Origin of the sequence: Flavobacterium calami, from assembly GCF_038290035.1 — a bacterium.
GTDB classification, from domain to species: domain Bacteria; phylum Bacteroidota; class Bacteroidia; order Flavobacteriales; family Flavobacteriaceae; genus Flavobacterium; species Flavobacterium calami.
In genome coordinates this window covers 118640-143740 of the sequence record NZ_JBBYHS010000002.1, presented here as the reverse complement: position 1 = coordinate 143740, position 25101 = coordinate 118640, and the positions used below count along the sequence as shown (strand labels likewise).

The 25101-nt window shown below is 32.7% G+C and carries 28 protein-coding genes; 21 read left to right on the top strand and 7 right to left on the bottom strand.

Annotated features, from left to right (window positions below; all coding sequences use genetic code 11):
- The first annotated feature begins 2 nt into the window (after positions 1 to 2).
- From AAEO57_RS02095 to AAEO57_RS02045, 11 genes are all read left to right on the top strand, one after another.
- Complete coding sequence (locus AAEO57_RS02095) at positions 3 to 554, top strand: hypothetical protein (RefSeq protein ID WP_341689058.1); 552 nt, start codon at positions 3 to 5, stop codon at positions 552 to 554.
- 126 nt (positions 555 to 680) lie between these two features.
- Positions 681 to 929: a DUF6364 family protein gene (locus tag AAEO57_RS02090; RefSeq protein WP_341689056.1), complete on the top strand. Its 249-nt coding sequence runs from the start codon at positions 681 to 683 to the stop codon at positions 927 to 929.
- Positions 919 to 1338, top strand: a complete 420-nt coding sequence (locus AAEO57_RS02085; RefSeq protein ID WP_341689054.1) for a type II toxin-antitoxin system VapC family toxin — start codon at positions 919 to 921, stop codon at positions 1336 to 1338. The genes AAEO57_RS02090 and AAEO57_RS02085 overlap by 11 nt, the downstream gene beginning before the upstream one ends.
- 5 nt (positions 1339 to 1343) lie before the next feature.
- Positions 1344 to 2492: a 5-(carboxyamino)imidazole ribonucleotide synthase gene (locus tag AAEO57_RS02080; RefSeq protein WP_341689052.1), complete on the top strand. Its 1149-nt coding sequence runs from the start codon at positions 1344 to 1346 to the stop codon at positions 2490 to 2492.
- A 74-nt stretch (positions 2493 to 2566) separates the two neighbouring features.
- The gene (locus tag AAEO57_RS02075; protein ID WP_341689050.1) at positions 2567 to 3850 is read left to right on the top strand and encodes an AAA family ATPase; all 1284 of its coding nucleotides are present in this window, start codon (positions 2567 to 2569) and stop codon (positions 3848 to 3850) included.
- 3 nt (positions 3851 to 3853) lie between these two features.
- Complete coding sequence (locus AAEO57_RS02070; RefSeq protein ID WP_341689048.1) at positions 3854 to 4447, top strand: hypothetical protein; 594 nt, start codon at positions 3854 to 3856, stop codon at positions 4445 to 4447.
- A gap of 68 nt (positions 4448 to 4515) precedes the next feature.
- A complete protein-coding gene (gene purE / locus AAEO57_RS02065) occupies positions 4516 to 5001 on the top strand; it encodes a 5-(carboxyamino)imidazole ribonucleotide mutase (protein ID WP_012022518.1) in 486 nt (161 codons plus the stop codon).
- A 159-nt stretch (positions 5002 to 5160) separates the two neighbouring features.
- Positions 5161 to 5388, top strand: a complete 228-nt coding sequence (locus tag AAEO57_RS02060) for a hypothetical protein (protein ID WP_341689042.1) — start codon at positions 5161 to 5163, stop codon at positions 5386 to 5388.
- Positions 5388 to 5675 carry a type II toxin-antitoxin system RelE/ParE family toxin gene (locus AAEO57_RS02055; RefSeq protein ID WP_341689040.1) on the top strand — a complete coding sequence of 96 codons (288 nt, stop codon included), beginning with the start codon at positions 5388 to 5390 and terminating at the stop codon, positions 5673 to 5675. The genes AAEO57_RS02060 and AAEO57_RS02055 overlap by 1 nt, the downstream gene beginning before the upstream one ends.
- A 36-nt stretch (positions 5676 to 5711) precedes the next feature.
- A complete protein-coding gene (locus AAEO57_RS02050; protein WP_341689038.1) occupies positions 5712 to 7739 on the top strand; it encodes a M3 family metallopeptidase in 2028 nt (675 codons plus the stop codon).
- Positions 7740 to 7872: 133 nt separating this feature from the next.
- Complete coding sequence (locus AAEO57_RS02045) at positions 7873 to 8529, top strand: SanA/YdcF family protein (protein ID WP_341689037.1); 657 nt, start codon at positions 7873 to 7875, stop codon at positions 8527 to 8529.
- Positions 8530 to 8618: 89 nt separating this feature from the next.
- Here AAEO57_RS02045 and AAEO57_RS02040 read toward each other — a convergent pair whose 3' ends face one another.
- A complete protein-coding gene (locus AAEO57_RS02040) occupies positions 8619 to 9881 on the bottom strand; it encodes a cation:proton antiporter (protein WP_341689035.1) in 1263 nt (420 codons plus the stop codon).
- A gap of 232 nt (positions 9882 to 10113) precedes the next feature.
- On the opposite strand from AAEO57_RS02040, the gene AAEO57_RS02035 reads away from it, so the two are divergent.
- Positions 10114 to 11523: a hypothetical protein gene (locus AAEO57_RS02035; RefSeq protein WP_341689033.1), complete on the top strand. Its 1410-nt coding sequence runs from the start codon at positions 10114 to 10116 to the stop codon at positions 11521 to 11523.
- Positions 11524 to 11554: 31 nt separating this feature from the next.
- Here the strand turns inward: AAEO57_RS02035 and AAEO57_RS02030 are convergent, their stop codons facing one another.
- Both AAEO57_RS02030 and AAEO57_RS02025 read right to left on the bottom strand, forming a co-directional pair.
- Positions 11555 to 12043 carry a hypothetical protein gene (locus AAEO57_RS02030; protein ID WP_341689031.1) on the bottom strand — a complete coding sequence of 163 codons (489 nt, stop codon included), beginning with the start codon at positions 12041 to 12043 and terminating at the stop codon, positions 11555 to 11557.
- Between the two features lie 9 nt (positions 12044 to 12052).
- A complete protein-coding gene (locus tag AAEO57_RS02025; protein ID WP_341689029.1) occupies positions 12053 to 13231 on the bottom strand; it encodes a hypothetical protein in 1179 nt (392 codons plus the stop codon).
- Positions 13232 to 13326: 95 nt separating this feature from the next.
- On the opposite strand from AAEO57_RS02025, the gene AAEO57_RS02020 reads away from it, so the two are divergent.
- Genes AAEO57_RS02020 through AAEO57_RS01990 form a run of 7 tightly spaced genes read left to right on the top strand, consistent with a single transcriptional unit; the run spans position 13327 to position 16786 of the window.
- Entirely contained in the window at positions 13327 to 13830 is a 504-nt protein-coding gene (locus AAEO57_RS02020) for a GbsR/MarR family transcriptional regulator (protein WP_031455643.1), read from the top strand.
- Positions 13831 to 13885: 55 nt separating this feature from the next.
- Positions 13886 to 14233: a hypothetical protein gene (locus AAEO57_RS02015; protein WP_341689024.1), complete on the top strand. Its 348-nt coding sequence runs from the start codon at positions 13886 to 13888 to the stop codon at positions 14231 to 14233.
- Positions 14230 to 14577: a hypothetical protein gene (locus AAEO57_RS02010; RefSeq protein ID WP_341689022.1), complete on the top strand. Its 348-nt coding sequence runs from the start codon at positions 14230 to 14232 to the stop codon at positions 14575 to 14577. Before AAEO57_RS02015 ends, AAEO57_RS02010 begins: the two co-directional genes overlap by 4 nt.
- Before the next feature lie 18 nt (positions 14578 to 14595).
- Entirely contained in the window at positions 14596 to 14982 is a 387-nt protein-coding gene (locus tag AAEO57_RS02005) for a hypothetical protein (RefSeq protein ID WP_330911263.1), read from the top strand.
- Between the two features lie 57 nt (positions 14983 to 15039).
- A complete protein-coding gene (locus AAEO57_RS02000; RefSeq protein WP_341689018.1) occupies positions 15040 to 15951 on the top strand; it encodes a TIGR01777 family oxidoreductase in 912 nt (303 codons plus the stop codon).
- A complete protein-coding gene (locus AAEO57_RS01995) occupies positions 15948 to 16337 on the top strand; it encodes a hypothetical protein (RefSeq protein WP_341689016.1) in 390 nt (129 codons plus the stop codon). The genes AAEO57_RS02000 and AAEO57_RS01995 overlap by 4 nt, the downstream gene beginning before the upstream one ends.
- On the top strand, positions 16334 to 16786 hold the full coding sequence (locus tag AAEO57_RS01990; RefSeq protein WP_341689014.1) for an SRPBCC family protein: 453 nt from the start codon (positions 16334 to 16336) through the stop codon (positions 16784 to 16786). Before AAEO57_RS01995 ends, AAEO57_RS01990 begins: the two co-directional genes overlap by 4 nt.
- 79 nt (positions 16787 to 16865) lie before the next feature.
- On the opposite strand, the gene AAEO57_RS01985 is transcribed toward AAEO57_RS01990, so the two are convergent.
- The 4 genes from AAEO57_RS01985 to AAEO57_RS01970 form a co-directional block, all read right to left on the bottom strand.
- Positions 16866 to 18320 (bottom strand): hypothetical protein, encoded by a 1455-nt coding sequence (locus AAEO57_RS01985; RefSeq protein WP_341689012.1) that lies wholly within the window; start codon positions 18318 to 18320, stop codon positions 16866 to 16868.
- A 134-nt stretch (positions 18321 to 18454) separates the two neighbouring features.
- A complete protein-coding gene (locus AAEO57_RS01980; protein WP_341689010.1) occupies positions 18455 to 18868 on the bottom strand; it encodes a DUF1842 domain-containing protein in 414 nt (137 codons plus the stop codon).
- Between the two features lie 299 nt (positions 18869 to 19167).
- Positions 19168 to 19497 carry a hypothetical protein gene (locus tag AAEO57_RS01975; protein WP_341689008.1) on the bottom strand — a complete coding sequence of 110 codons (330 nt, stop codon included), beginning with the start codon at positions 19495 to 19497 and terminating at the stop codon, positions 19168 to 19170.
- 308 nt (positions 19498 to 19805) lie between these two features.
- Entirely contained in the window at positions 19806 to 20618 is an 813-nt protein-coding gene (locus tag AAEO57_RS01970) for a UbiA prenyltransferase family protein (protein ID WP_341689005.1), read from the bottom strand.
- 217 nt (positions 20619 to 20835) lie between these two features.
- Between AAEO57_RS01970 and gcvP the strand changes: the two genes are divergently transcribed.
- A complete protein-coding gene (gene gcvP, locus AAEO57_RS01965) occupies positions 20836 to 23685 on the top strand; it encodes an aminomethyl-transferring glycine dehydrogenase (protein WP_341689003.1) in 2850 nt (949 codons plus the stop codon).
- A gap of 350 nt (positions 23686 to 24035) precedes the next feature.
- The gene (locus tag AAEO57_RS01960; protein WP_341689001.1) at positions 24036 to 25094 is read left to right on the top strand and encodes a 3-oxoacyl-ACP synthase III family protein; all 1059 of its coding nucleotides are present in this window, start codon (positions 24036 to 24038) and stop codon (positions 25092 to 25094) included.
- The last annotated feature ends 7 nt before the right edge of the window (positions 25095 to 25101 follow it).

Genomic DNA, 25101 nt, shown 5'->3' with positions numbered 1-25101 from the left:
AAATGCGTTCGGAACTACAGAAAAAACTGGATTATGTAAATGCTTCCCGGGAAAACCGGCTCCTTGCAGCACAATACATTTTAGAAAATCCGTCTTTATTTGATGAATTAGTTTCGATTTGTTTTTCTCCATCTGATAAAAACAATCATAAAGCCTCCTGGATTTTAGAATTTGTCTCTTACGAAGAATTGCTTTGGTTGCAGCCACATTTGGATTTTTTCTGTTCGAATTTGAAGGTTTTGAAAGATGAAAGTTCACTTCGCCCTATCGCAAAAGTCGTTCAGCTTTTAGTAAAATCACATTATAAAAAAGACGAAAATAAAATCTGTTTGTCCGAAGAAAATCTGCAGGATTGTATCGAAGTAAGTTTCGACTGGCTGATTAATGATGTAAAAGTAGCCACAAAAGCCTATTCGATAAGAACTTTATATCTTTTAGGAAAGCATTACGACTGGATTCATCCTGAACTAAAAGTTATTCTTGATAAAGATTTTGGAGATCATTCCGCAGCATACAAAGCCGTTGCTAAAGAAGTTTTGAAGAAAATAAAATGATTTTTTTTACCGCCACGAATTCACGAATTATTTTTTAATAATCAATGTTTATAAAAATTCGTGAATTCGTGGCTAATAAAAATACAAAATAATTATTTTACGTATATTTGTAAAAACTTTACGTATATGAATACTAAACTCACATTATCTTTAGAAAAAGAAGTTATCGAGCAGGCAAAATCGTATGCTAAAAAAACGGGCAGAAGCTTATCTGAACTGGTAGAAAGTTATTTTAAAAATCTCACTGAGAAAGAACAAACCTACGATGACATTCATCCAAAAGTTAAAAAGCTGATTGGAAGAATAACATTGCCTGCTGATTTTGATGAAGAAAAAGTAAAAGAAGAACACTACAGAGAAAAGTATGGATTTTAAGCATATTTTTCTTGATACTAATATATTGGTTGATATAGTTGCTAACAGATTTCCATTTTCAAAAAATGCCATATCTATTTTCGACTATTGCCAACGACATAAAATTACGATGTACTCTTCATCACACTCTATTGCAACCATGCATTATATTGCAAAAAAGGTAGTTGATGAAAAAGAATTACGATCTATTATTGAAGATTTACTGGATACTATTTCAATAATTGCCGTAACCGAATCAATTTTAAAAAAAAGCTTAAAATCAAACCATAAAGATTTTGAAGATGCCATTCAAATTACATCAGCTCAATCAATAAATTCAATGGATTGCATTATTACCAGAGATCTAAAAGATTTTAAATTTTCTGAAATCAATGTATTCACACCGGATGAATTTCTTAACACACTATAATTACAATGAATTATTTTTCTTCTGATTTTAAATTAGGAATATTAGGTGGCGGACAATTAGGCAAAATGCTTTTGTTTGACACGAGAAAATTTGACATACAAACTTACGTTTTAGATCCGAGTGACGAAGCACCGAGCAAAATTGCCTGCAACAAATTCTTTCAGGGCGATTTAATGGATTATGAAACAGTTTATAATTTCGGGAAACAAGTCGATGTTTTGACTTTCGAAATCGAATTGGTAAATCTGGAAGCTTTAACGCAATTAGAAAATGAAGGTTTAAAAGTATATCCATCTCCAAAAACCTTAAAAGGAATTCAAAATAAAGGCGTTCAAAAAGATTTTTACGCTAAAAACAATATCCCAACTGCACCTTTCGAAAGATTTGAAAATTTAGATCAACTAAAATCTAAAATCAACGATTTACAGTTGCCTTTCGTGTGGAAATGTACCGAATTTGGTTATGATGGAAATGGTGTAAAAATAGTGCGTCAAGTTTCAGATTTAGATACGCTTCCAAACGTAGAATGCATTGCCGAAACTATGGTTCCGTTCAAAAATGAATTGGCGGTAATTGTGGTCAGAAATCCATCAGGAGAAATGAAAACGTATCCGGTTGTAGAAATGGAATTTCACCAAGAAGCAAACCAAGTTGAATATGTAATCTGTCCTGCAAGAATCGATGAAAAAGTTGCCGAAAAAGCAAGAGCAATTGCTTTGAATGTTTCGGAAAACTTCAATCACGTTGGACTTTTAGCAGTTGAAATGTTCCAGACTCAGGATGACGAAATTTTAGTAAATGAAGTTGCTCCTCGCCCACACAATTCTGGGCATTATTCTATTGAAGCCAGTTATACATCACAATTCGAAAATCATTTACGCGCTATTTTAGATCTTCCGTTAGGAAACACAGACAGTAAAGTTGCCGGAATTATGGTAAATTTAGTAGGCGCTGAAGGATTTTCTGGAAATGTCGTTTATGAAAACATCGAAACCATTTTAGGATGGGATGGTGTTACGCCACATATCTACGGTAAAAAACAAACGCGTCCGTTCAGAAAAATGGGTCACGTAACAATCGTAAATGAAAATATGGCCGAAGCGAGACGAATTGCGCAGGAAGTTAAGAATACTATTAGAGTGATTAGTGCATAGTAATTAGTGATTAGTCACAGTTTTTCAATTTAAATAGCAACTATATTTTAATTAGATTTGTAAAAATTCAATAAATGAAAATTTCAAAATTACATATCAATCAGTTTAGACATTTGGAAAATCTTGATTTTGATTTTACTTACCCTGAAGATTTTCATATCGAGGAAAAAAGAGGAAAACCTTTAGACAAAATATGTTTTATTGGGCAAAGTGCTACTGGAAAAACTGGATTGCTGGAATTGATTAATTCAGTTATAGACGCATTTTTTGATCTAAGAATTATAAATGATCATGAAATAATAGATATGGGAGTTTTTGCTCCATATAATATTGAGTTGAATTTTGAAGCAAATTCAACTCAATATAAACAAGAAAAGGCCTCTATAGAAATCGATAATAAAAAATATACTTTTTTTGAAAAAAGTTATAGTGGTGGAGGTCGTGATGTCTTAGATTTTAAAAATAAAATTTATCATATAACTCCAGATATTTTATCAAATCAAAATCTAAAAATTTTCGAAGAGGAAACCATTTTACTTACTGAAAGATATAAAAGCTTAAAAGAAAAATTAAAAGATCATTTAAACACCAGATTAACTTTTGATGATAGAGTCGAAGAATCTATTTGGGTTTCTTTACTTGAAGTAAACATTAATTTTTTGCAAAATTTTTTACAATTTGCAACAGAGTTGATTAATAGTGGAAGTGTTCTAGATAATTCATCACAAAAAAAAGTTGATGAATGGAGAAAACGTAACAGTAATCCTCTTATCGATTTTTCTGAGAAGTTCAATATAATTTTAGATAAGATTCAGCTTGAAGTTGATATTGCAAATACTAAAAACATTATTCCCTTAAAACACAAAATTACAGGAGAAAATATTCCAGTAAAAAAAATTAGTACAGGGACAAAGCAATTACTTTTAACATCATTGCCTTTATTCAAACTAGAGACGAAAGATTCAGTAATTTTAATTGATGAACCTGAGAGATCATTATATCCAGATATGCAAATGGACTTAATGGATTTTTATCAAAATCTTGCTCCAGAAGCACAATTTATTATTGCAACTCATTCTCCATTTATTGCCGCATCATTTGAACCGGAGGAACGATTTATTTTATATTTTGATGAAGAAGGAAAAGTAGCGGCTCGTAGAGGTACCTCACCTATTGGAGATGATCCAAATGATATGCTTTACAATGATTTCGGAATTGATTATATAAATAAATATGGCAAAAAAGCGTACAATGAATATCTTGAAAAAAGAAGACAAATGCTCTTCGAAGAAAATGATGAAGTAAAACAAAAACTTCAAGATGAAATTGAATCTATTGGAGATAAGTATAATTTTTAATGAATGAAAAGAGTTTTTAAATCTCCGATTTCTCAAATTATTTCTGGAAAGATAACTTATAAATCTAAAGGAGATAATTCTAAATTAGGTTTACTTCTTTTAAAAGAACAAAAAGGATTTTGTGCTTACACAGAACACTATATAGGATTTGATGATGCAAATGACATTGAACATTTCAATCCAAACTTAAAAGACCAATTAGAAGACAACTATTATAATTGGTATAAAGTCAAACACCTTCCAAATCAAAGAAAAACTAACAATTGGATAGAACCTATACTATTGCCACATGTTGATGATTTCGAAAGTAGAGTTATCTACAATGAAGGTGAATATTTTGCAAAGCCAAATGATGATGAAGCAAATAACCTTATCGTACTTTTAGACTTAAATAATCAAAAAAGAGTTGAGGATAGAAAAAACTATATCAAGCGAAGAAGAGAATCAATAAATGATAGAAATCTTCAAACTGATGTAGAGATAAAAAAATATTTTCAAGACAAAATTGATAATGAAATTAATTCAATCTCTTATTTAAGAGCAATTCAAGAAGAATTCAAAATTGATATTTGGAATATGATTCCTGAAATAGATTAAAACAAACAGTATTTACAGTTTCCAACAACTTGAAACTTAAAACCTGAAACAAAATAAACAAAAAACAAATGAGCAAAGTAGCCATTATAATGGGAAGCATCTCAGACATGCCAGTTATGCAGGATGCAATCGACATATTAAAACAATTTAATGTAGAAGTTGAAGTAGATATCGTTTCGGCACACAGAACGCCGGAAAAATTATTCGATTTTAGCAAAAACGCACATACTCGCGGTATTTCGGTAATTATTGCCGGAGCGGGCGGTGCGGCGCATTTACCTGGAATGGTGGCTTCAATGTCTCCGCTTCCTGTAATTGGAGTTCCCGTAAAATCAAGCAATTCTATCGATGGTTGGGATTCGGTATTATCGATTCTACAAATGCCGGGTGGCGTTCCTGTTGCAACAGTTGCCTTAAACGGAGCAAAAAACGCCGGAATTTTAGCGGCACAAATAATCGGAAGCCACGATAAAAAAGTTTTAGATACTATTATTTCTTATAAAGAAGAATTGAAAGCTGCGGTTAATAAAGCGGCTGAAGGTTTAAAGAAGTAATTTCACAGAGATACACAAATAAGACACAGAGCCACACAAATTTTTGTGAATCTCTGTGTTTTTTCTTTGAGATTCTTTGCGGAATAGACCATTAGAATTATTAACGATTCATTATAAAAAATTCTAAAAGAAAAACTTAACTTTGAGAAAAAAGCAAAAATGAACATTCAAACTTCTAAAATAGAGCTCGCTAAAATTGTTTTAGACATTGATAATCCTGATTTAATTCAGGAAATTGTGGAGTTCATTCAATCTAAAGAAAGCCTTTCTGAAGAACAAAAAAACAATATAAATGAGGCTATTTATTCTTTAGATAATAATGAAGGTATTTCTCATGATGTTGTTATGGAAGAAACCAAAAATCGTTATTCAAAATACTTTAAATAATGAATATAATTTGGGCTCCACAAGCTAAACAAGACTTTTGGAACAACATCGATTATTTGGAAGCCGAATGGTCTGAAAAAGTCGCTCAAAATTTCATTGAGAAAGTAAATACCACAATAGAACTTTTAAAAAATGACAATGTTTTATTTATAAAAACCAACTACAAAAGCGTTTATAAAATTGTCATCACAAAACACATTTCACTTTATTATCGTATCGAAAATACTAATTTAGAATTACTTCGTTTTTGGAATACTTTTCAGGATACAGAGAAATTCAAATTATGATTTTCTAATTTTATATTTTTAAATAGCGTAAACACTATGAGCGTATTAACACAATATTTCAATACCAAACATAACACTGCACCTTTTTCGCAGATTAAAATAGAAGATTATTTTCCCGCTTTTCAGGAAGGGATTGCTTTGGCGAAAGCCGAAATTGATTCCATTGTAAATAATCCGGATGCGCCGACTTTTGAAAATACCATTGTAGCAATGGATTTTTCAGGTGATATTTTAGATCGTCTTTCGAGTATTTTCTTCAATTTAAATTCGGCTGAAACGAATGACGAAATGCAGAAAATTGCACAGGAAGTTTCGCCTTTATTAGCTGAATTTGGAAATGACATTACACTGAATGCCGAATTATTTTCGAAAATAAAAGTCGTTTACGATCAAAAAGAAAGTCTGAATTTAACTCCGGAGCAAGCCACACTTTTAGATAAAAAGTATAAAAGTTTTTCGAGAAACGGAGCTAATCTGGCTGAAGACAAAAAAGACCGCTTACGCGAAATTGATAAAGAATTATCTAAGTTAAAGTTACAATTTGAACAAAACATTTTGGCAGAAACAAATGCTTTCGAATTGCATTTAACCGATGAGAAAGATTTATCAGGTTTACCGGAAGGAACAATCGAAGCGGCGAGATTATTGGCCAAAAATCAGGAAAAAGAAGGCTGGATTTTTACTTTAGATTATCCAAGCTACATTCCGTTTTTAACTTATGCTGACAATCGCGAACTGCGTAAAAAAATGGCTATTGCATTTGGTGCTAAAGGTTTTCAAAAAAACGAATTCAATAACGAAGAGAATGTTTTAAAAATCGCTAAACTTCGTCATGAAAGAGCTAATTTATTAGGTTACAAAACACACGCTCATTTTGTTCTGGAAGAAAGAATGGCGCAAAACCCTGAAAAAGTTTTCTCTTTTTTAAATGATTTATTAGCAAAAGCAAAACCGGCAGCCCAAAAAGAATTTGCAGAATTGACTGCTTTCGCAAAAGAGCTAGACGGAATTGAACAATTAGAGAAATGGGACGGCGCTTATTATTCTGAAAAATTAAAACAACAGCTTTTTAATTTGGATGATGAAAAGCTAAAACCTTATTTTCAGTTAGAAAAAGTTTTAAAAGGTGCTTTCACAGTTGCTAACAAACTATTTGGATTGACTTTTACCGAAGTTTTTGACATTGATAAATATCACGAAGAAGTGATTACCTATGAAGTAAAAGATGCTGAAAATAATTTGGTTTCAATTTTCTATGCTGATTTTTTCCCAAGAAAAGGAAAAAGAAACGGTGCCTGGATGACTTCATTCAAATCACAATACGTAAAAGACGGCGTAAACGAAAGACCACATATTTCTAACGTTTGTAATTTTACAAAACCTACAGAAACAAAACCTTCATTATTGACTTTTAATGAAGTAACCACTTTATTCCACGAATTCGGACACGGTTTGCACGGAATGTTAGCAAACACAGTTTATCCAAGTTTATCAGGAACTTCTGTTTTTTGGGATTTTGTAGAATTGCCAAGTCAGATTATGGAAAACTGGTGTTATGAACCGGAAGCTTTGGCTTTGTTTGCGAATCATTACGAAACGGGAGAAATTATTCCGATTGAATATGTTCAGAAAATCAAGGAAAGTGCGAGTTTTCAGGAAGGTTTAGCAACTTTGCGTCAGTTAAGTTTCGGATTATTAGATATGGCTTGGCACGGACAAGATCCAACAAATATCACCAATTTAAAAGCTTTCGAAACCGAACAATTTGCCAACACTCAATTGTATCCTGATGTAAAAGAAAATGCTATGAGCACGGCTTTCTCTCATATTTTCCAAGGAGGCTATTCTTCAGGATATTACAGTTACAAATGGGCGGAAGTTCTGGATGCTGATGCTTTTGAATATTTCCAGGAAAATGGAATCTTCAATACAGAAATAGCGAAAAAATTCAAAGATAACGTCCTTTCAAAAGGAGGTACAGAACACCCAATGACGCTTTACAAACGCTTTAGAGGCCAGGAACCAAAACCTGAAGCTTTATTGAAAAGAGCGGGATTACTTTAGACTTTCTTAGATTTTTAGACTTCTTAGAATATTAGATAATTTAGAACCGAGGTAGAAAGTGCCTCGGTTTTTTTATGCTTTGATAAAAGATAAATTTACTTATCTTCACATTCTTAATCTTACAAAATTAGCAGTGAAAAAATATTTCAGAATCTTACTTTACCTTGTAATCATAGGACTTCTTGCGATTGTTTCCATCAATTATTACCTCACCTCTTCCACTAAAACCAAGATTTACTATTCGGTTAAAAAGTTTCCTAAGAATGATGTCGGAATCATTTTTGGAGCCGGAATTAACGGAGATCAGCCAAGCAAATATTTAAAAGATCGCCTGGATGCCGGAATTATGCTTTGGAAAGCAAAACGCATTAATAAAATTTTACTTTCTGGAGATAATGGTCGTGAAGAATATGATGAATTAACGGTTATGAAAAACTACTGTTACGATCACGGAGTTGACACCACAAAAATTTTTATTGACTACGCTGGCTTCGATACCTATTCGACGATGTATCGCGCGAAACATATTTTCAAAATCAAACGAGCAACTTTGATCTCGCAGAAATACCATCTAAACCGAGCGATCTATATTGGAAATCAATTGGGCGTAAAATCAGTTGGTTTCTCTGCGAATAAAGGAGAATATTTGGGTTACAAGTATGTCCAATTTAGAGAATGTCTTTCGAGATGTAAATCCTTTTTCGATGTTTTAAGAAATCGCGAACCTCATTTTTTAGGTGGAGAAATTAATATTAACGGAGAATCAAATTATTCTAAAGAAGATAAGTGATAAAAAAAGACCTGCAAATATTCTTGCAAGTCTTTTATCAAATGGTTTAAAAATAAAATCTTTGTTCTTGACTCTATTCTCTATATTCTCTACTCTTTCTCCAAAACTCTTTTCGCCAACTTCCCAACCGTTAATCCTTGTACCACAATTGAAAATAAAACAACAATATAAGTTACTTCAAGTAAAAGGTTTTTATATTCTCCTTCTGGCATAGAAAGTACTAACGCAATAGAGACTCCTCCACGAATTCCTCCCCAGACCAAAACCATCAGAGAGCCTTTGTTATAAGCCGATCTGATTCCGAAAAACTTAAAAATATCAAAGAATTTCCACGGTAAAACAATTGATGTTAATCTTGAAAACAATACTATAAAGATAGCAACGAAACCAGTTAGTAATTGTTTGTTCAAATCTGGAAGTAAGAGCAATTCAAAACCAATAAATAAGAATAAAACAGCATTTAAAATTTCATCGATAAGTTCCCAAAACTTACCCAGATAATCTTTAGTGACTTCACTCATGGCAACTTTCTTACCATAATTACCTATAATCAATCCGGCAACAACCATTGCCAACGGACTGGAAACGTGTAAGCTTTGGGCAATTAAAAATCCTCCCATTACGATCGAAAGAGTAATTAAAACAGAAACTTTATAATCGTCAATTTTCTTCATGACTTTTGAAGCTGTGAATCCGAAAAAGACTCCTAATAAAAGTCCACCAATTCCTTCTTTTACAAACAACCAGGTAATTGAACTAAATGTGGCATCAAAAGTTGGATCGGTTGCCATTTTAAGAACAACTGCAAACATTACTACCGCTACTCCATCATTAAATAATGATTCTCCAACAATTTTTGTTTCGATTCTTTTTGGAACTTTTGCTTCCTTTAAAACTCCCAAAACCACAATTGGATCGGTTGGAGAAATTAAGGTTCCGAAAACCAGACAGAAGATATAAGGAATATTTATTCCCAAAAGTGGTGAGATGTAATACACCAACATGGAAATAATTAAAGCAGACAAGACCACACTAACCGTAGAATAAATCATAATGGGCACCTTTTGTTCTTTAAGATCAGCCATATTTACGTGCAGTGCTCCTGCGAACAAAAGAAAATTCAACATAGCACCCATTAAGATTTCGTTGAAATCAAATTGTTTTATTAACTCAAAAAAATGTCTGGTAGTAGCAGGAAAATAAGAATCTCCCAAAAGACGAATGCCTACCGAAACCAACATGGCAATAATCATGATTCCGATCGTTCCCGGAAGTTTTAAAAATCTCAGATTTAAATAGGCGAAGAAAGAAGCCAGTACAATAAGTACCGAAAAGGTGTAGTATAATTCCATAAAAAGTGATTTTTACAAAAATATCCTTCTCATTATGTAATCTAAAATTTTGAGGGCTGAATTAACACAACTTTATAATTCATATCTATAAATCATCTGTAACTCAGGAAGATTTTTCCTGGGTTTCTTTGAAATAAAACATTGCAATATTCGCTAAAACTTTTCTTACTAATAAAGGATATTTATATATATATTTGCTTCCTAATATTTCAATTTTATTACAATTTATTATATGAGCCACCTCTTCTCGATTACACAAAAAAAAGCATTAGATTTTATTTGGATATTAAGTTTGATTATAGCATTCTTTTACTGCAACAATTATTTTATTTCTTTTTACGGACCAGAAACAACTACTTATGACAATTTATATAAAACTCAAGCATGGTTTTTACATAGTCTGGTATTTGCCTGGTATTTTTACAGAAACAATCTCAAACAAAAGGGCATTATACTACAATTGCTATTTATTCCTTACTATATTCTAAGAAAGGACTTATACCATACAATAGATTATTATCTAGACATCGAGAATAGTTCTAATATTGGCACTGTTCTCGATTTTATTACTTTTATTATTCCAATACTTTATTTTTCAATTTCCTATTTCAAGAATGAAGCTAATTTAAAATCAAAAGCTAATTTTAAGACCTATTTATCTTATTTTTCATTGGTGATTATTATGTTTTACATTATCGAAAGCAATGTCGATGAATTTTTTAACTACTTTTCTTTTATAGGAGATTCTCCTTATATTCAGGATCTTATTGTTTGTTTTATATTCTTATTAATTGCTTTTAAAACAGCAATGGTATTAGCAGGCTTTTTTTACATTTCAAACCGAATTCTCTCCTTGAAAAAAATTATTAATCCGTTGGATGTTCAACCTATTTCAGGTAACTTTTTTAAATGGGGATTTATAATCAGCTACACCATTTTATTAATGTCAATTGTAGATTTAGGGAGCAACGCTTTTAGAATTTCATTCTATTCATTTAATGATCTTGAAATTACCCAAATTTTATTTTATCTCTCCAGCTTCTTTGTTTTATTTGTAAGCGGTCGCTTTTTAGCCAATTTGATTCAGTACAGAAATTATTCACTTAAAAAGTATTTTGGTATAGTTAATTCCCTTTCGCTTGTACCGATATTTAATTTGATTCCGTTTTTTGTGCTGTTATTTTCAAAGAAAAGCCCGAAATTAATTAAAGACTACATTGTTAAGTTAAAAACCAAAAGAAACATACATCTGGCAATTTACAGTGTCTTAATTATTTTATTCATCTGTTATAGTTATTTTTCGATTCAAGAGGAATTAAGAAATGTAAATGTTTTTTATAAAATTCCTATACAAATAACTGCCATTATCCTACTTTCAAGATTTAGATTTACAACCAAAATAATTCCTTTCGCAATAGCAATCTTCAGTTATTATGAAGATATTAAAGAAATTTTTGATTTTACAAAAGGCTATTTATTTTTCATAGAAGACAAAATTTTCTCTTTCATTTGGTTAGCGGTAATATCGGCATTTCTGATTTATTATATTTCCTATTACATCATTCACAAATCATTTTATACAGAATATTTTCAACATCAAAATGATTTGGAGTTCGAAGAGAACATCCAACAATTTCAATAAAAAATGGTCGTCAAAAATTGACGACCATTTTTTATTTCTTTCTAATTATAATAGATGTACTACTGCTATTTTTTGCGAAAAATTCCATTTCAGGACTATAAAATTTAAAATCAAAATTATATTTACCATCCTTAGGAATTTCGAAAGAGATGTTCTCTATTTCAAACTCCCAGTTTTTGGCATATTCTATTGAGTCTTTTCCTTTTTCAAAACTATGTGTAATTTCATCAATTTCGGTTTTAGAATTTATAGCATGTATCCCATCGGAAATATAAGTACTGTCATATTTAACTATTTTACCTTCACAGCTAATACTGTATCTCATTTTGTATTTTAAAAATGATGAGTCTTTTCGGGTAGCAACTTTAGACCAAAATACAACTTCATCACCTTTTTTCAATTCTATATCATCAATTGATGAAATTGTATTTTCAAACAATGGAGTCTCTCCAAGAGTTTCACCAATAGGATTGCATGACGCCAAAACTAAAACCAATAAAACGGCAATATTTTTTTTCATAATTATTTTTTATTTAGATAGCTCTAATGTGTTATTTTCTGAATAATAATTAAACATTTTTGCATAAAAATCTACCACTTTTTCATTTAGGCGATTATCGGTCTTTAGTATAAAAGATTTATGGTTTTGGTTAAATATAGTAAAAACCATAAATTCTCTTGAATAGACTTTTCCTTCATACAAATCAGTAATTTCTACAACAGAAGCATTTCCTTTTGGAGTTATCTTTAGTTGTTTCTCAGAATAAAATAAATCCTTTGCCCAACCTTCTTCATATGCTTCCCTAAATTTACCTTCAGCAAGTTTATTTAGATAATCATAAAACAAACCTTCTTTACCTGGTGTAATCCGATGTAATTTAATAAATGAATAACCATTATAAGCTGGTGCCGAAGATTCTCCCACGCTCAAAAAAGTATTGATTTCTTTATTGAAATTTTTGAAGAAATATTTCATCATGTTTATTTCAAACTTAGGTCTGTTTTCTACATAATCCTTCCATTCAAATTCTTGTTTTGTCAAATTTGTACTCAAAAGATTTTTAGCATTTCTTAAAAAATAAAAAGCCAGATCCAGTTTATCTTCCTGAGAAATCTCCTTACTCCAGCTAATTTCTCCATTATAAATATAGTAGGAACCCGTTTTTGGGTCATATTGAAAATGTAATGTTGTAAAAGTTTTACCTTCACTAAAAACAATGCTGTTTTTATTTTCATAATAAACAGTATCAATGTCACGATCCTTTTTTAAATCTTCAATTGTAAGCAAATTAGGCCTATCATCTTTTATAACGTTTACGTACTCATCTGCTAATTGAGTAAGAGTGAAAAGAGAATTTGTGAGTTGAACCATATCATACCCCTCTTTTGTCTTCAAATCTATTTTCCCAATCTTTGCATCCTCGCCAAGATCTTTTGTATCTATTGTGCTTGTTTGAAAGTAATAATTATCCGGAAGGCTAAATGTTACATCATCAGTAACTAAGTTGCTTTCCAGATTAACCTTTGTGTTCAAGATTCGTTGTATTTCTTTAGAGGAAATCTCAACTTTCTTCTCTACTGCCAATTGACTATCATTTGTCTTTTCTACACGTTTACACCCAACGAAGATGGCAAATAATACAAAAAACATTTGACCATAGTTCTTTAATTTAAATTTGAAATTACTTTTCATAGAGATTTTATTCATTCGGGGCAAATATAGAAATTTTAACAAACTATTTATTATAAAAATAACTTTCAATTATTTTTGAAAGTTTAAAAACTTTTACTTACATTTGCTTCATGGAATTCAAAGAAGCAAAAAATAAGTTTGTACAAACCTGGGGAGCATTAGGTTCTCAATGGGGCATTAATAAAACCATGGCACAGATTCATGCTTTATTGATGGTCTCGAACGAAGCTGTTTCTATGGAAGATATTATGGAGGAATTGCAGATTTCCAGAGGAAACGCCAGCATGAACCTTCGTGCTTTAATGGATTGGGGAATTGTTTACAAGGAATACAAAGCCGGAGAAAGAAAAGAGTTTTTTACTGCCGAAAAAGATTTAGACGAATTAGCTGTAAAAATTTCGAGAGAAAGAAGTAAAAGAGAAATCAAACCAGCTCTTAAAATCTTAAAAGAAGTTTCGACAATCGAAGCCAAAGATTCAGCAGAAGAAAAACACTTTGTTGATCAGACTACTAAATTGTACGATTTTGTTTTAAAAGCAGACAATATGTTGGATAAAATGACGGAGTTTAATGATAACTGGCTGGGGAAATTGGTCATGAAAATCATGAAATAAAAAAATTTAATCAAAACTTTCATTTTTTTCTGAAAGTTTAAAACAATCAATAATTATGAAAATTTTAAACTGCATGAACATTTTTTTAGTTGGTATTTCAATTATCCTTATTGCTTTAGGTTTTATAACACAAGAAAGCAGTGGAAATTTAATTGGTTATGGGTTAATATTTACACTAATAATTGGGTTGTTTCAAGTTGTTTCAGGTGTATCACTTTTATTTTGCGACCCCAAAGACAACATGCTAAAATGGTATTTATCTGGTGTGGGCTTATTTTTCTTTTGCTGGATATGCAACTCAAACATTATCTATATGCCTATTTTGGAATTTACTCAATTTGCCCTTCCTCCAATATTGGTAATATATTTTTCTGTATTAATTTATAAAAAAGCTAATATATGAACCTCAACATCATTGCCTATATCATTTACCTCAGTATTACGATTTTTATTATTCTGAGAGTTGGAAAAATCTGTTACAAAAACGGAAATATTTATGTCGCAGAACTGATTCCGAATCATGCTGATATCTGTCAAAAAATCAATCAGGTTTTGCTTTTAGGCTATTACCTTTTAAACATTGGTTATTGTGCAATGACCTTGATTTTCTGGCAAAAAATAATATCGGTAACGCAATTAACCGAAATCATCTGTTTCAAAACAGCTGTTATTATTTTTATTATATCAGTATTACATTACCTCAACATTATAATTATAACAAAGTACATTCATAAACTTATTAAATAACAACTAAAATCAAATGTCATGGAAACTACAAAAATTTTAATCGGTTACAGTATTTATTTACCAATTGCATTATTTCTTACTTATTATGTTTCAAAAACGCTTTTCAAAAACGGTAAAATATTTATGCTGGATATATTTAAAGGAAGAGAAGATATAGCTGACGCAACGAACAGACTTTTTGAAACCGGTTTTTATCTTTTAAATATTGGTTTTGCCCTTATGATTCTTCAAATGAATATCAGCGAAAACAGCTATCAAGAACTGATTGAAAGATTAAGCTACAAAATAGGCGGATTTTCTATTTATTTGGGTATTATGTTATTCTTTAATTTGTATTTCTTTTTTAGAGGAAAAAGAAAAGCGAAAGAAGCTCAGGAAGAAGAAAGACTGGTTTTTAAAGCTTAATTTGTAACTAAACCTGATAGGTTTAAAAAAATCTGTCAGGTTTAAAAATATCAAAATATGAAAAAACTCATTATAGCAGCGGGTACCGGTTTTTTAGGACAGGTTCTTATAAATCATTTCAAAGATCAATTCGAAGAAATCGTAATTCTAACCAGAGCAAACTCAAAAACAATTGACGGAATCAAATATGTAAACTGGAATGCAAAAACCTTTTCTGGCTGGGAAAAGGAGTTAGAAAACGCAACGGTATTAATCAATCTTGCCGGAAAATCGGTGGATTGCCGTTACACTCAAAAGAATAAAAAAGAGATTTTATTATCCCGTATTCAAAGTACCAAAATCCTCAACAAAGCAGTTTTAAATTGCCAAAATCCGCCGAAACACTGGTTGAATTCTTCAACATCTACAATATATCGTTTTTCATTAGACAAAGAAATGGATGAAACTAATGGTGAAATCGGAAATGACTTTTCTATAAACGTAGCTCTTTCATGGGAAAAAGCTTTTTTTAAAACAGAAACACCAAATACTTTAAAAACAGCTTTGCGAACTTCTATTGTTTTAGGAAAAAACGGAGGAGCTTTTATTCCGTTAAAGACTTTGGCAAAATTTGGTTTTGGAGGAACACAGGGAAAAGGAAATCAGTTTGTGAGCTGGATTCACGAAGAAGATTTCGCCAATGCTATTGATTTTATTATTCAGAAAGAAATCACAGGCGTTATTAATGTCGTTTCTCCGGAACCCATTCGAAATGTTGACTTCATGCAGAAACTTCGAAAAGCGGTTGGTTTTCCTTTTGGAATTCCGTTGAATACGTTCTTGTTAGAAATTGGATCATTTATTATTCGTACACAGCCTGAGTTGGTTTTGAAAAGTCGAAATGTGATTCCTAAACGACTTTTAGAGAATGGTTTTGAATTTAAATTTGGAAGTATGGATGAAGCTTTTAAAAATCTATTACAAAAATGAATTGGATATATATAGGAGGACATTGGATTTTGACATTATTACTTGGTCCTATAATTTTTATTATAAAAAACGCCTTATCAAATCTCAGCCATCATAACATTTTTGGTTTCTTAGAATTGTATCCAGTTATGCTAATTATGGGGTTTGCATTTTCAATACCAACATATATCCTCTTTAGTTTAATCTTTGTCCTTATTCAAGATAAAAACATAAAAACTCTTTACGTTAAAATGTTCTTTATCATGACAGTAGTAATTGGAATTTGGATAACTACAGCTCTCATTAGTGGAACACTTTGGTTTGATATTGCAATATCATATTCAATATCTACCATTATTATAGGATTATTTTTTAAGCCAGATTTTAAATTATCTACTCAATTATGACAACTATAAACCTCAAAACAGCAATAAACGCTTCATTAAAAACTGTTTTTGATGTCTCAAGAAATATAGATATTCATCAGCAATCTGCAGCTCCTTCAAAGGAAAAAGCAATTGCCGGTGTAACATCAGGCTTAATCAATTTAAATGAAACGGTAACCTGGCGAGGCAAACATTTCGGATTTTACCTGACTCATAAAAGCCGAATTACAGCAATGAATTTCTACGATTATTTTGTGGATGAAATGGAAGAAGGAAAATTCAAAAGTTTTAAACATGAACATTTTTTTAAAGAAATAAACGGAGTTACCATAATGACAGATCAACTGCAATATGAGACTCCGTTTGGCATTATCGGAAAATTATTCGATGCTTTGTTTTTAAAAAATCACCTGACCCGCTTTCTTTTAATGAGAAATGAAATCCTGAAAAAAATAAGTGAAAATCGATAATTACATTTTAATACAACAACTTTAATATCCACAAAACGGATTAACTTTCCCCCAAAAAAGTATAATCTGTTAGCCGTTATTATTGTTTAGCACGAACAAACTCTTCAAACTGTTTTAATTTCAACGTTTTTGTTTCTTCAATACGTTTCAGTTTAGTATTATTGGCATTTTTAGCACTTGGCTGCGGCTTTGTGGTGTACAAATAAGACTCGAAAACATGACTTAGATACAGAGGAGATTTTCCTCCGGCTGTCTTATCAAAATTACTGGATTGATGACAGGTAAAACAGCTTACTAAATTCGTATTATTAATATCGTGTATATCTTTACTAAAGGTTTGTGTATAAGTTTCCATTGTGATATTGGCCAGATTAACAGAACCTCTTGCCAGCGAATCAGGCAATGCGCTGGAGATATTTCTTGTTACAATAGCCTTAGCCTGATTTTCGGGAGATACACCGTCAAAGTTCAGCCAGATAGATCCATTATAAAAATAATTTCTGAAAACATCCTTCAGGCTGGATGCCACACATTTATTAATGTTGTTGATATTGTTAAAGTTAGCTGGTTCAGCCTGACTTGTCGACATATAAGAACCCGTGCCTAAATCTTTTGGAATTCCGTATTCATAAAGTATAAAGGCTTTGTTTGGAGCTAAAGGCTGACCATTTTTCCATTTAATACTTTGTATCCCCGACGTTGTCCCTTTTTCATAAAACATCATTTCATTTGCAGAAGTTACCGAATTATTTTTCAGGTCGTAAACCGGAGCGAGTTCTTTATGTTCAAAAGTTGCCCAGATAAATTCAGGATGATTTTTCACAACCCCAACAACATGCATGCCTAATAAAGCAACTGTTTTTGCCACATACTGCCCTTTTTTGTTCTGAACAGCTGCTTTCGTAGTAAAATAGTCTGCTTGTTTTTCTTTTGGAATTGCATCTATACCAATCCATGATACTTTTAGTTCAAGTGCGCCTACAGGAAATGTTTCTAAATTTGAGTAAGGCAATTTTCCGCTATGAATAAGGTTAGCCATTTCGACAGCCTTGTCCTTAAATAAATTATTGATGTGAATAGAATAATATACCGTATCAGCAACATTGTTATACTTAAGATTAGAAACTAAAATTCCTTCAGGTCCTGCCTGTTTAATAGAGCTTAGGGCTAATTTTAATCCCAGCTGAGGAGCAACATTTTCCATCTCAGGAGAAACGATGTTCAGAGAATCCAGAAACAACGGATTTCCGCTTGGTAAAGTTTTTGTAAGCCACAAGAATTTTTGCCATGACCATTGGTGAAAATCACAATTTGTGGTGCTCTCATTATCAAAAGGACTTCCATCTCCTTCTTTTGGCGCAGGTGTCTGATCATGTGGAAACCAGTTAGTCTCGCAATCACATGCGTCTGATGAAAGACTGGCATACTTAGCCGTGCCTCCATTTTCTTCAGCCCTGTTTTGGTCATAAAAATAGTAAGCTCCTGCGCCTGTTATTGCAGATAATAACCCTATAATTAAGTATTTTTTTTTCATTTTTTTGTCTTATAAAGAATTCCAGGTCAAAAAATAAAAAGATCGCCAAAAGCAGGCGACCTTTAAAGTAAAAATCAATTGGTCATCATTTTTTTTCCTATCGTTAAATAAAATTATTATTCAGGAAAGTAAATTTATGCCAATTGTTCTTTTAGATTTTTTGCCGCTGCAACTGGTACATTTTCTATTTGGTGCTGGTAGTAAGAGAATCCACCTTTGCCGTTCCACTCATTATCGATAGCCAAATGAGCATTAAAATCTGCCAGGAAAGAACCAATCGCCGGAGGAGGGAAAGACTGTACATATTGTCCTTGCAAACTCACTACCTGAGTATAGTTACCAATTCCTGTAGAATAAATTCTTCCTTTTACCTGAACAACGATATGACTATCAGGACCGTTTACTGCCTGAGTAATTACCACTGTTCCTGTTACAGAATGCTGTGATGGTACCACTACCAAACTAAATGTTGCAACTGGAGCACCTGGTGTTCCCACATTTCCGATTGTGCCTTTTGCTAAATAAGCACCTGCTAATAAATCTGCCATAACTTTTTAATTTATATTTATCTCTTACTCGTAAGGCTTTTCAGAACCGCCCCGTTTTTTTTTGTGGGATCTGCTCCACTTTTATCTATACCTATAAGATTATCAAATAAGTAACCTTTTATTATCTATACCAAAACTATATCAGTTTTATAGATTTTAACATCAAAATGTCATCAGACGAGAATTTCTTGACACGAAAATGGTCAAAGAATGGTATAAGAAATAATCTGTGGTTTTAGGAAAAATAAAAAAACCACTAACGGTGTGGTTAGTGGTTTTTATGAATAAAAAAGCGAAGATTAGTGTACACCATCCAAAGCCAAATGATTAGCAAGGGTAGTTCCTGAGCAAGTATATTCTGCTATCGCAGAATTTCCTGACTGATACATAAATGCTTGTTGAGCCTGGTTGTCATGTCCTGCCATAACCCATATCTTCATCCAAAGAACTGAACCGTCCGGTACACCTAAAGTTCCAGGGTCTGTTGTGTAAGACTGCCCTAAAAGTTCATTACTTGTCTGCGATGAACTTTGTAATTGACCATTTGAGTCCAAATAAACAAACTCTGTTCTGCAAACATAACCTCCTTGTTGATTTAATTTAAATTTTCCTACTGTTTGAATTGCCATGATATTAATTTTTAAAATTATACTCCCTACTCTGTTGCTGCTTTTCGGTTTCCGCAGTCGCTATTTCTAAGGGAAACAGCTAGTGAATAAATTTGGGTTTGCTGTTTCAGTATTAAGGTTGTTAAACCTGTTTACTAAAAATCAACAGTGAAAAAAATAGCCGGCTTATTATTTTTCTGAATCAAAACTATATCAGGCAACTCTATTTAAATTGAAAAATGACACAGGAAAAAGATTCTTTGTCATGAAAACAAAAAAGAAACACATCAGAATTAAAAAATTAATAGCAGTAAAAAATTCTTAAAAACTTATAAAAACACAATCATCAGCCACCAAAGTATTGGCACGCTTTCGACCCAGAAAGAAGTATAATATTTAGAACGGTTGGGATTTGCAAATGCAATAAACAGCATTAATATAATAACCATCATAAGATTAATAATAGCATCATGATAATTAAATGTAGAGATAAAAACCTCCAAAAACCAAAACGGAATCAACAATAAAAAACCCAAATATTTAGTGCGCTTTACACCTATAGTTTGTGGAACTGTCTGTAAATGCGGATCGTCATTCGCTAAATCAATGATTTCGAAAACCAAAATCAGTACAAAAACCAAAACAAAACGCTGCAGACATTTTATGAGAAAATCCAGTGTAGAAGGAAGTTCTGCATTTATTAGAGGTAAAACCAGTGTAGCGCCGACCCAGCAAAGCGCCACAATATAAATTTTTACACCAGCCCAGTTTCTGGCGTTTTTTCGGTTCGGAAAAAAGGGAAGTGTATAAAGTGCCGTAATGAGAAATATTCCGACAGAGACAATTTGGGTAATCGGTTTCAGATGGAAGAAATAATAGCCCACTAAAATCACAGAAATAAAACTAAAAACAGCAATAATTTTCAGCTGAGTTCCGATTGGATTTTTCTTGACGCGAACCAGTGCATCATATTTTACGAAATTATATCCTACAATTGTTCCGAAAAACACAAACAATGCCATGGGTTCATCGTACTGTATATGAAATACATGAAACGTAATCCGTACCAGCGCATAACAGGACAAAGCCACGTGAATACTGCTGTTTAAGTAAAAATCGAATAGCTGTTTCAATAGTTTCATACTTCAAATCTAATCAATTGTTAACAAACCCACCTATTGGTTGAAAAATTCATAAAAAATGAAGTTAAAAATACCCATTAAATTATTAATAATACTTAATTTTGCGCCACAAAAAAACAACACATTTACTATAAAATGTAATAAAGCTGTATAAAATACGATTAAATCCAAAATATACCTGCAATTACATTCTCTTTAAAAAATTAGATAGTTACAAATGAAAACAGATGCTTTTGCTTTAAGACACATTGGAACAGGAGAAAATGACCTTGAACACATGTTCAAAACAATTGGTGTTACAGACATGGACCAATTACTTTATGAAACATTTCCAGATGGAATTCGTTTAAAAAATGATTTAGTCCTTGATCCGGCAATGACCGAATATGAGTATGCAGCTCATATCATGGAATTAGGCAAAAAAAATAAAGTTTTCAAATCATATATAGGTTTAGGATATCACCCAACGATTGTACCGGCACCAATTCAAAGAAATATCTTTGAAAATCCAGGCTGGTATACTGCTTACACACCTTATCAGGCAGAAATTGCACAAGGTCGTTTGGAAGCTATTTTAAATTTTCAGACTACGGTTATCGAGTTGACAGGTATGGAAATTGCCAACGCATCTTTGCTTGACGAAGGAACGGCAGCTGCCGAAGCTATGGCGTTATTATTTGACGTTCGTACCCGCGATCAAAAGAAAAACAACGTAAACAAATTCTTCGTTTCAGAAGAAATCTTACCACAAACTTTATCTGTACTTCAAACACGTTCAACTCCAATCGGAATTGAATTAGTTGTTGGAAACCATGAAACATTTGATTTTTCAAATGAATTCTTCGGAGCTATTTTACAATATCCAGGAAAATATGGTCAGGTAAACGATTACAGTGCTTTTGTTGCTAAAGCAAAAGAAAACGAAATCAAAGTTGCTTTTGCTGCTGATATCTTATCATTAGCAACTTTAACTTCTCCTGGAGAAATGGGAGCTGCTGTTGTGGTAGGAACAACACAACGTTTTGGTGTACCAATGGGATATGGCGGACCTCATGCTGCTTATTTCGCTACAAAAGAAGAATACAAACGCTCTATGCCGGGACGTATCATTGGGGTTTCTATCGATGTGAATGGAAACCGTGCCTTACGTATGGCTTTAGGAACTCGTGAGCAACATATTAAACGTGAAAAAGCGACTTCAAATATCTGTACGGCTCAGGTTTTATTGGCGGTTATGGCCGGAATGTACGCAGTTTACCACGGACCAAAAGGATTAAAATATATTGCAAACAAAGTTCACGCATCTGCAGTTACAACTGCTGAAGCTTTAAATAAATTAGGAGTTTTCCAAACTAACACAGCTTACTTTGATACTATTTTGGTAAAAGCAAATGCTCAAAAAGTAAAAGCTGTGGCAGAGAAAAACGAAGTAAACTTCTTCTACGCTGATGCTGATACGATCTCTATTTCATTAAACGAAACGACTTCAATTTCAGACATCAACCAAATTATTGCCATTTTTGCTGAAGCTTTAGGAAAAGAAACTTTCACGGTATCTGAATTAACTTCTGCAAGTCAATTACCTGCTTCATTAGAAAGAACATCTTCTTTCTTAACTCATGATGTATTTAACAACTATCATTCAGAAAGTCAGTTAATGCGTTACATCAAAAAATTAGAGCGTAAGGATTTGTCATTGAATCACTCTATGATATCATTAGGTTCTTGTACGATGAAATTAAACGCAGCTTCTGAAATGTTGCCTTTATCAATGCCAAACTGGAACAGCATTCACCCTTTTGCACCTATTGAACAGGCAGAAGGTTATATCACCATGCTTAAAAAATTAGAAGAGCAATTAAATGTAATTACAGGATTTGCTGGAACAACTTTACAGCCAAACTCTGGAGCTCAGGGAGAGTATGCTGGTTTAATGGCTATTCGTGCGTATCATATTTCTCGTGGCGAAGGTCATCGTAATGTATGTTTGATTCCATCATCTGCACACGGAACCAATCCGGCTTCTGCAGCTATGGCGGGAATGAAAATTATCGTTACCAAAACGACTCCGGAAGGAAATATAGACGTAGAAGATTTAAGAGAAAAAGCAATTGAACACAAAGACGATTTGTCTTGTTTAATGGTAACGTATCCTTCTACTCACGGAGTTTATGAATCTACTATCATCGATATTACAAAATTAATCCACGAAAACGGCGGATTGGTTTACATGGACGGTGCAAACATGAATGCTCAGGTTGGATTAACAAATCCTGCTACAATTGGCGCTGACGTTTGTCACTTAAACTTACACAAAACTTTCGCTATTCCTCACGGTGGCGGTGGACCAGGTGTTGGACCAATTTGTGTGAACGAAAAATTAGTTCCGTTTTTACCAACAAACCCAATCTTAAAAGTTGGTGGCGAACAAGCGATTACCGCTATTTCATCTGCACCTTATGGATCAGCTTTGGTTTGTTTGATTTCTTACGGATACATCACCATGATGGGAGCTGAAGGATTAAAAAGTGCTACTGAACACGCAATTTTGAATGCGAACTATATGAAATCCCGTTTCGAAGGACATTATCCAATTCTTTATACAGGAGAATGCGGAAGAGCAGCTCACGAAATGATTCTGGATTGCCGTTCATTCAAAGAAAACGGGATCGAAGTGGGTGATATCGCAAAACGTTTAATGGATTACGGTTTCCACGCACCAACAGTTTCTTTCCCGGTGGCAGGAACACTTATGATTGAACCAACTGAATCTGAAGATTTGGCTGAATTAGACCGTTTCTGTGATGCGCTTATTGCCATCAGAAAAGAAATTGAAACTGCAACAGCAGACGATAAAAACAACGTATTGAAAAATGCACCGCATACTTTAGCAATGTTAACTGCTGATACTTGGGACTTTCCATACACAAGAGAAAAAGCAGCTTACCCATTGGATTATATTGCTGAAAATAAATTCTGGCCATCAGTTCGTCGTGTGGATGACGCTTACGGTGACAGAAACTTAGTTTGCAGCTGTGCTCCTATTGAAGCTTATATGGAAAACTAAAAATTAGTTTCTCACAATATTATACAAACCCGGCACGTTTTAAAAAGCGCCGGGTTTTATTTTTTTTAGGTTTAAGCTATAATTTAATAGATGTCAAGCTTAGCAGAGTCGAAGACCTTTACTAATACTTTATACAAAACCTGAAACTTGAAACCTGAAACTTTTTCAAACTCTTTCACCCAATTCAATCGTTTGAAATCTCTGTAAAATTAAAAAATCATTAAAAAATAATCATTTTATTACTTAAAAAATTACTATTTCATAATTATATGCGTGCATAATAATTTTTATCCCTGTAGTAATATATTTATTTATAAATTAGCCCTGAAATTTATAGGAAAAAGGATCCAATGAAAATAAAAATTATAGGTATCGGAAGTTATATTCCGCAAAAAGAAGTTAAAAATACCGATTTTGATAAACATGTTTTTTTAAATGAAGACGGGACTCCTTTTGGATATCCTAACGAAACAGTAATAAGAAAATTCAAAGGCATTACCGGAATCGAGAACCGCCGTTATGCCGAAGACCAGCATATAACCTCAGACTTAGCTTTTTTTGCAGCCGAAAAAGCAATTGCAAATGCTAATATTGACAAAGAAACTTTAGATTATATCATTTTTGCTCACAATTTTGGTGATGTGAAATCTGGAACTATCCAATCAGATATGATTCCGAGTCTGGCGACTCGCGTCAAACATAAACTGGATATCAAAAACCCAAAATGTGTAGCGTATGACATTCTTTTTGGATGCCCTGGCTGGATCGAAGGTGTTTTGCAGGCCAATGCATTCATCAAATCCGGAATGGCAAAAAGAGTTTTGGTAATTGGAGCCGAAACCCTTTCAAGAGTCGTTGACGATCATGACCGGGATTCGATGATTTATTCAGACGGAGCCGGAGCTTCCATTTTAGAAGCCTCAACTGACGAAGCCGGATTATTATCTTACGAAAACGCTACTTTCGCAAATGATGAAGCCAACTTTCTTTTCTTCGGAAAATCATACAATCCGGATTTGGATCCTGATGTGAAATATATTAAAATGTACGGTCGTAAAATTTACGAATTTGCATTGAGCAATGTTCCGTGTGCTATGAAAGACTGTCTGGATAAAAGCGGAATTGCTATCGATGAGGTAAAAAAAATCCTTATTCATCAGGCAAACGAAAAAATGGATGAAGCCATTATCGACCGCTTTTATAAATTATACGACAGAACAGCTCCCAAAGACATCATGCCTATGAGTATTCATGATTTAGGGAACAGCAGTGTTGCAACCGTACCTACTTTATACGACCTGTTAATTCAGGGTAAAATTGAAAATCACGAAATCAACAAAGGTGATGTTGTCATTTTCGCTTCAGTTGGAGCAGGAATGAATGTCAATGCATTTGTATACCGATATTAAATTTTAG

Excerpts from the sequence above, each read along its gene's own strand:
- AAEO57_RS02040 (WP_341689035.1), bottom strand. The coding sequence starts at position 9,881 with ATGGAATTATACTACACCTTTTCGGTACTTATTGTACTGGCTTCTTTC.
- AAEO57_RS02015 (WP_341689024.1), top strand. The coding sequence starts at position 13,886 with ATGAAAATTTTAAACTGCATGAACATTTTTTTAGTTGGTATTTCAATT.
- AAEO57_RS02020 (WP_031455643.1), top strand. The coding sequence starts at position 13,327 with ATGGAATTCAAAGAAGCAAAAAATAAGTTTGTACAAACCTGGGGAGCA.
- AAEO57_RS01990 (WP_341689014.1), top strand. The coding sequence starts at position 16,334 with ATGACAACTATAAACCTCAAAACAGCAATAAACGCTTCATTAAAAACT.
- gcvP (WP_341689003.1), top strand. The coding sequence starts at position 20,836 with ATGAAAACAGATGCTTTTGCTTTAAGACACATTGGAACAGGAGAAAAT.
- AAEO57_RS02010 (WP_341689022.1), top strand. The coding sequence starts at position 14,230 with ATGAACCTCAACATCATTGCCTATATCATTTACCTCAGTATTACGATT.
- AAEO57_RS01975 (WP_341689008.1), bottom strand. The coding sequence starts at position 19,497 with ATGGCAATTCAAACAGTAGGAAAATTTAAATTAAATCAACAAGGAGGT.
- AAEO57_RS01970 (WP_341689005.1), bottom strand. The coding sequence starts at position 20,618 with ATGAAACTATTGAAACAGCTATTCGATTTTTACTTAAACAGCAGTATT.
- AAEO57_RS02060 (WP_341689042.1), top strand. The coding sequence starts at position 5,161 with ATGAACATTCAAACTTCTAAAATAGAGCTCGCTAAAATTGTTTTAGAC.
- AAEO57_RS02000 (WP_341689018.1), top strand. The coding sequence starts at position 15,040 with ATGAAAAAACTCATTATAGCAGCGGGTACCGGTTTTTTAGGACAGGTT.
- AAEO57_RS01985 (WP_341689012.1), bottom strand. The coding sequence starts at position 18,320 with ATGAAAAAAAAATACTTAATTATAGGGTTATTATCTGCAATAACAGGC.
- AAEO57_RS02025 (WP_341689029.1), bottom strand. The coding sequence starts at position 13,231 with ATGAATAAAATCTCTATGAAAAGTAATTTCAAATTTAAATTAAAGAAC.
- AAEO57_RS01980 (WP_341689010.1), bottom strand. The coding sequence starts at position 18,868 with ATGGCAGATTTATTAGCAGGTGCTTATTTAGCAAAAGGCACAATCGGA.
- AAEO57_RS02075 (WP_341689050.1), top strand. The coding sequence starts at position 2,567 with ATGAAAATTTCAAAATTACATATCAATCAGTTTAGACATTTGGAAAAT.
- AAEO57_RS02005 (WP_330911263.1), top strand. The coding sequence starts at position 14,596 with ATGGAAACTACAAAAATTTTAATCGGTTACAGTATTTATTTACCAATT.
- AAEO57_RS02055 (WP_341689040.1), top strand. The coding sequence starts at position 5,388 with ATGAATATAATTTGGGCTCCACAAGCTAAACAAGACTTTTGGAACAAC.
- AAEO57_RS02030 (WP_341689031.1), bottom strand. The coding sequence starts at position 12,043 with ATGAAAAAAAATATTGCCGTTTTATTGGTTTTAGTTTTGGCGTCATGC.
- AAEO57_RS02080 (WP_341689052.1), top strand. The coding sequence starts at position 1,344 with ATGAATTATTTTTCTTCTGATTTTAAATTAGGAATATTAGGTGGCGGA.
- AAEO57_RS02070 (WP_341689048.1), top strand. The coding sequence starts at position 3,854 with ATGAAAAGAGTTTTTAAATCTCCGATTTCTCAAATTATTTCTGGAAAG.
- purE (WP_012022518.1), top strand. The coding sequence starts at position 4,516 with ATGAGCAAAGTAGCCATTATAATGGGAAGCATCTCAGACATGCCAGTT.
- AAEO57_RS01995 (WP_341689016.1), top strand. The coding sequence starts at position 15,948 with ATGAATTGGATATATATAGGAGGACATTGGATTTTGACATTATTACTT.
- AAEO57_RS02095 (WP_341689058.1), top strand. The coding sequence starts at position 3 with ATGCGTTCGGAACTACAGAAAAAACTGGATTATGTAAATGCTTCCCGG.
- AAEO57_RS02085 (WP_341689054.1), top strand. The coding sequence starts at position 919 with ATGGATTTTAAGCATATTTTTCTTGATACTAATATATTGGTTGATATA.
- AAEO57_RS02090 (WP_341689056.1), top strand. The coding sequence starts at position 681 with ATGAATACTAAACTCACATTATCTTTAGAAAAAGAAGTTATCGAGCAG.
- AAEO57_RS02035 (WP_341689033.1), top strand. The coding sequence starts at position 10,114 with ATGAGCCACCTCTTCTCGATTACACAAAAAAAAGCATTAGATTTTATT.
- AAEO57_RS01960 (WP_341689001.1), top strand. The coding sequence starts at position 24,036 with ATGAAAATAAAAATTATAGGTATCGGAAGTTATATTCCGCAAAAAGAA.
- AAEO57_RS02050 (WP_341689038.1), top strand. The coding sequence starts at position 5,712 with ATGAGCGTATTAACACAATATTTCAATACCAAACATAACACTGCACCT.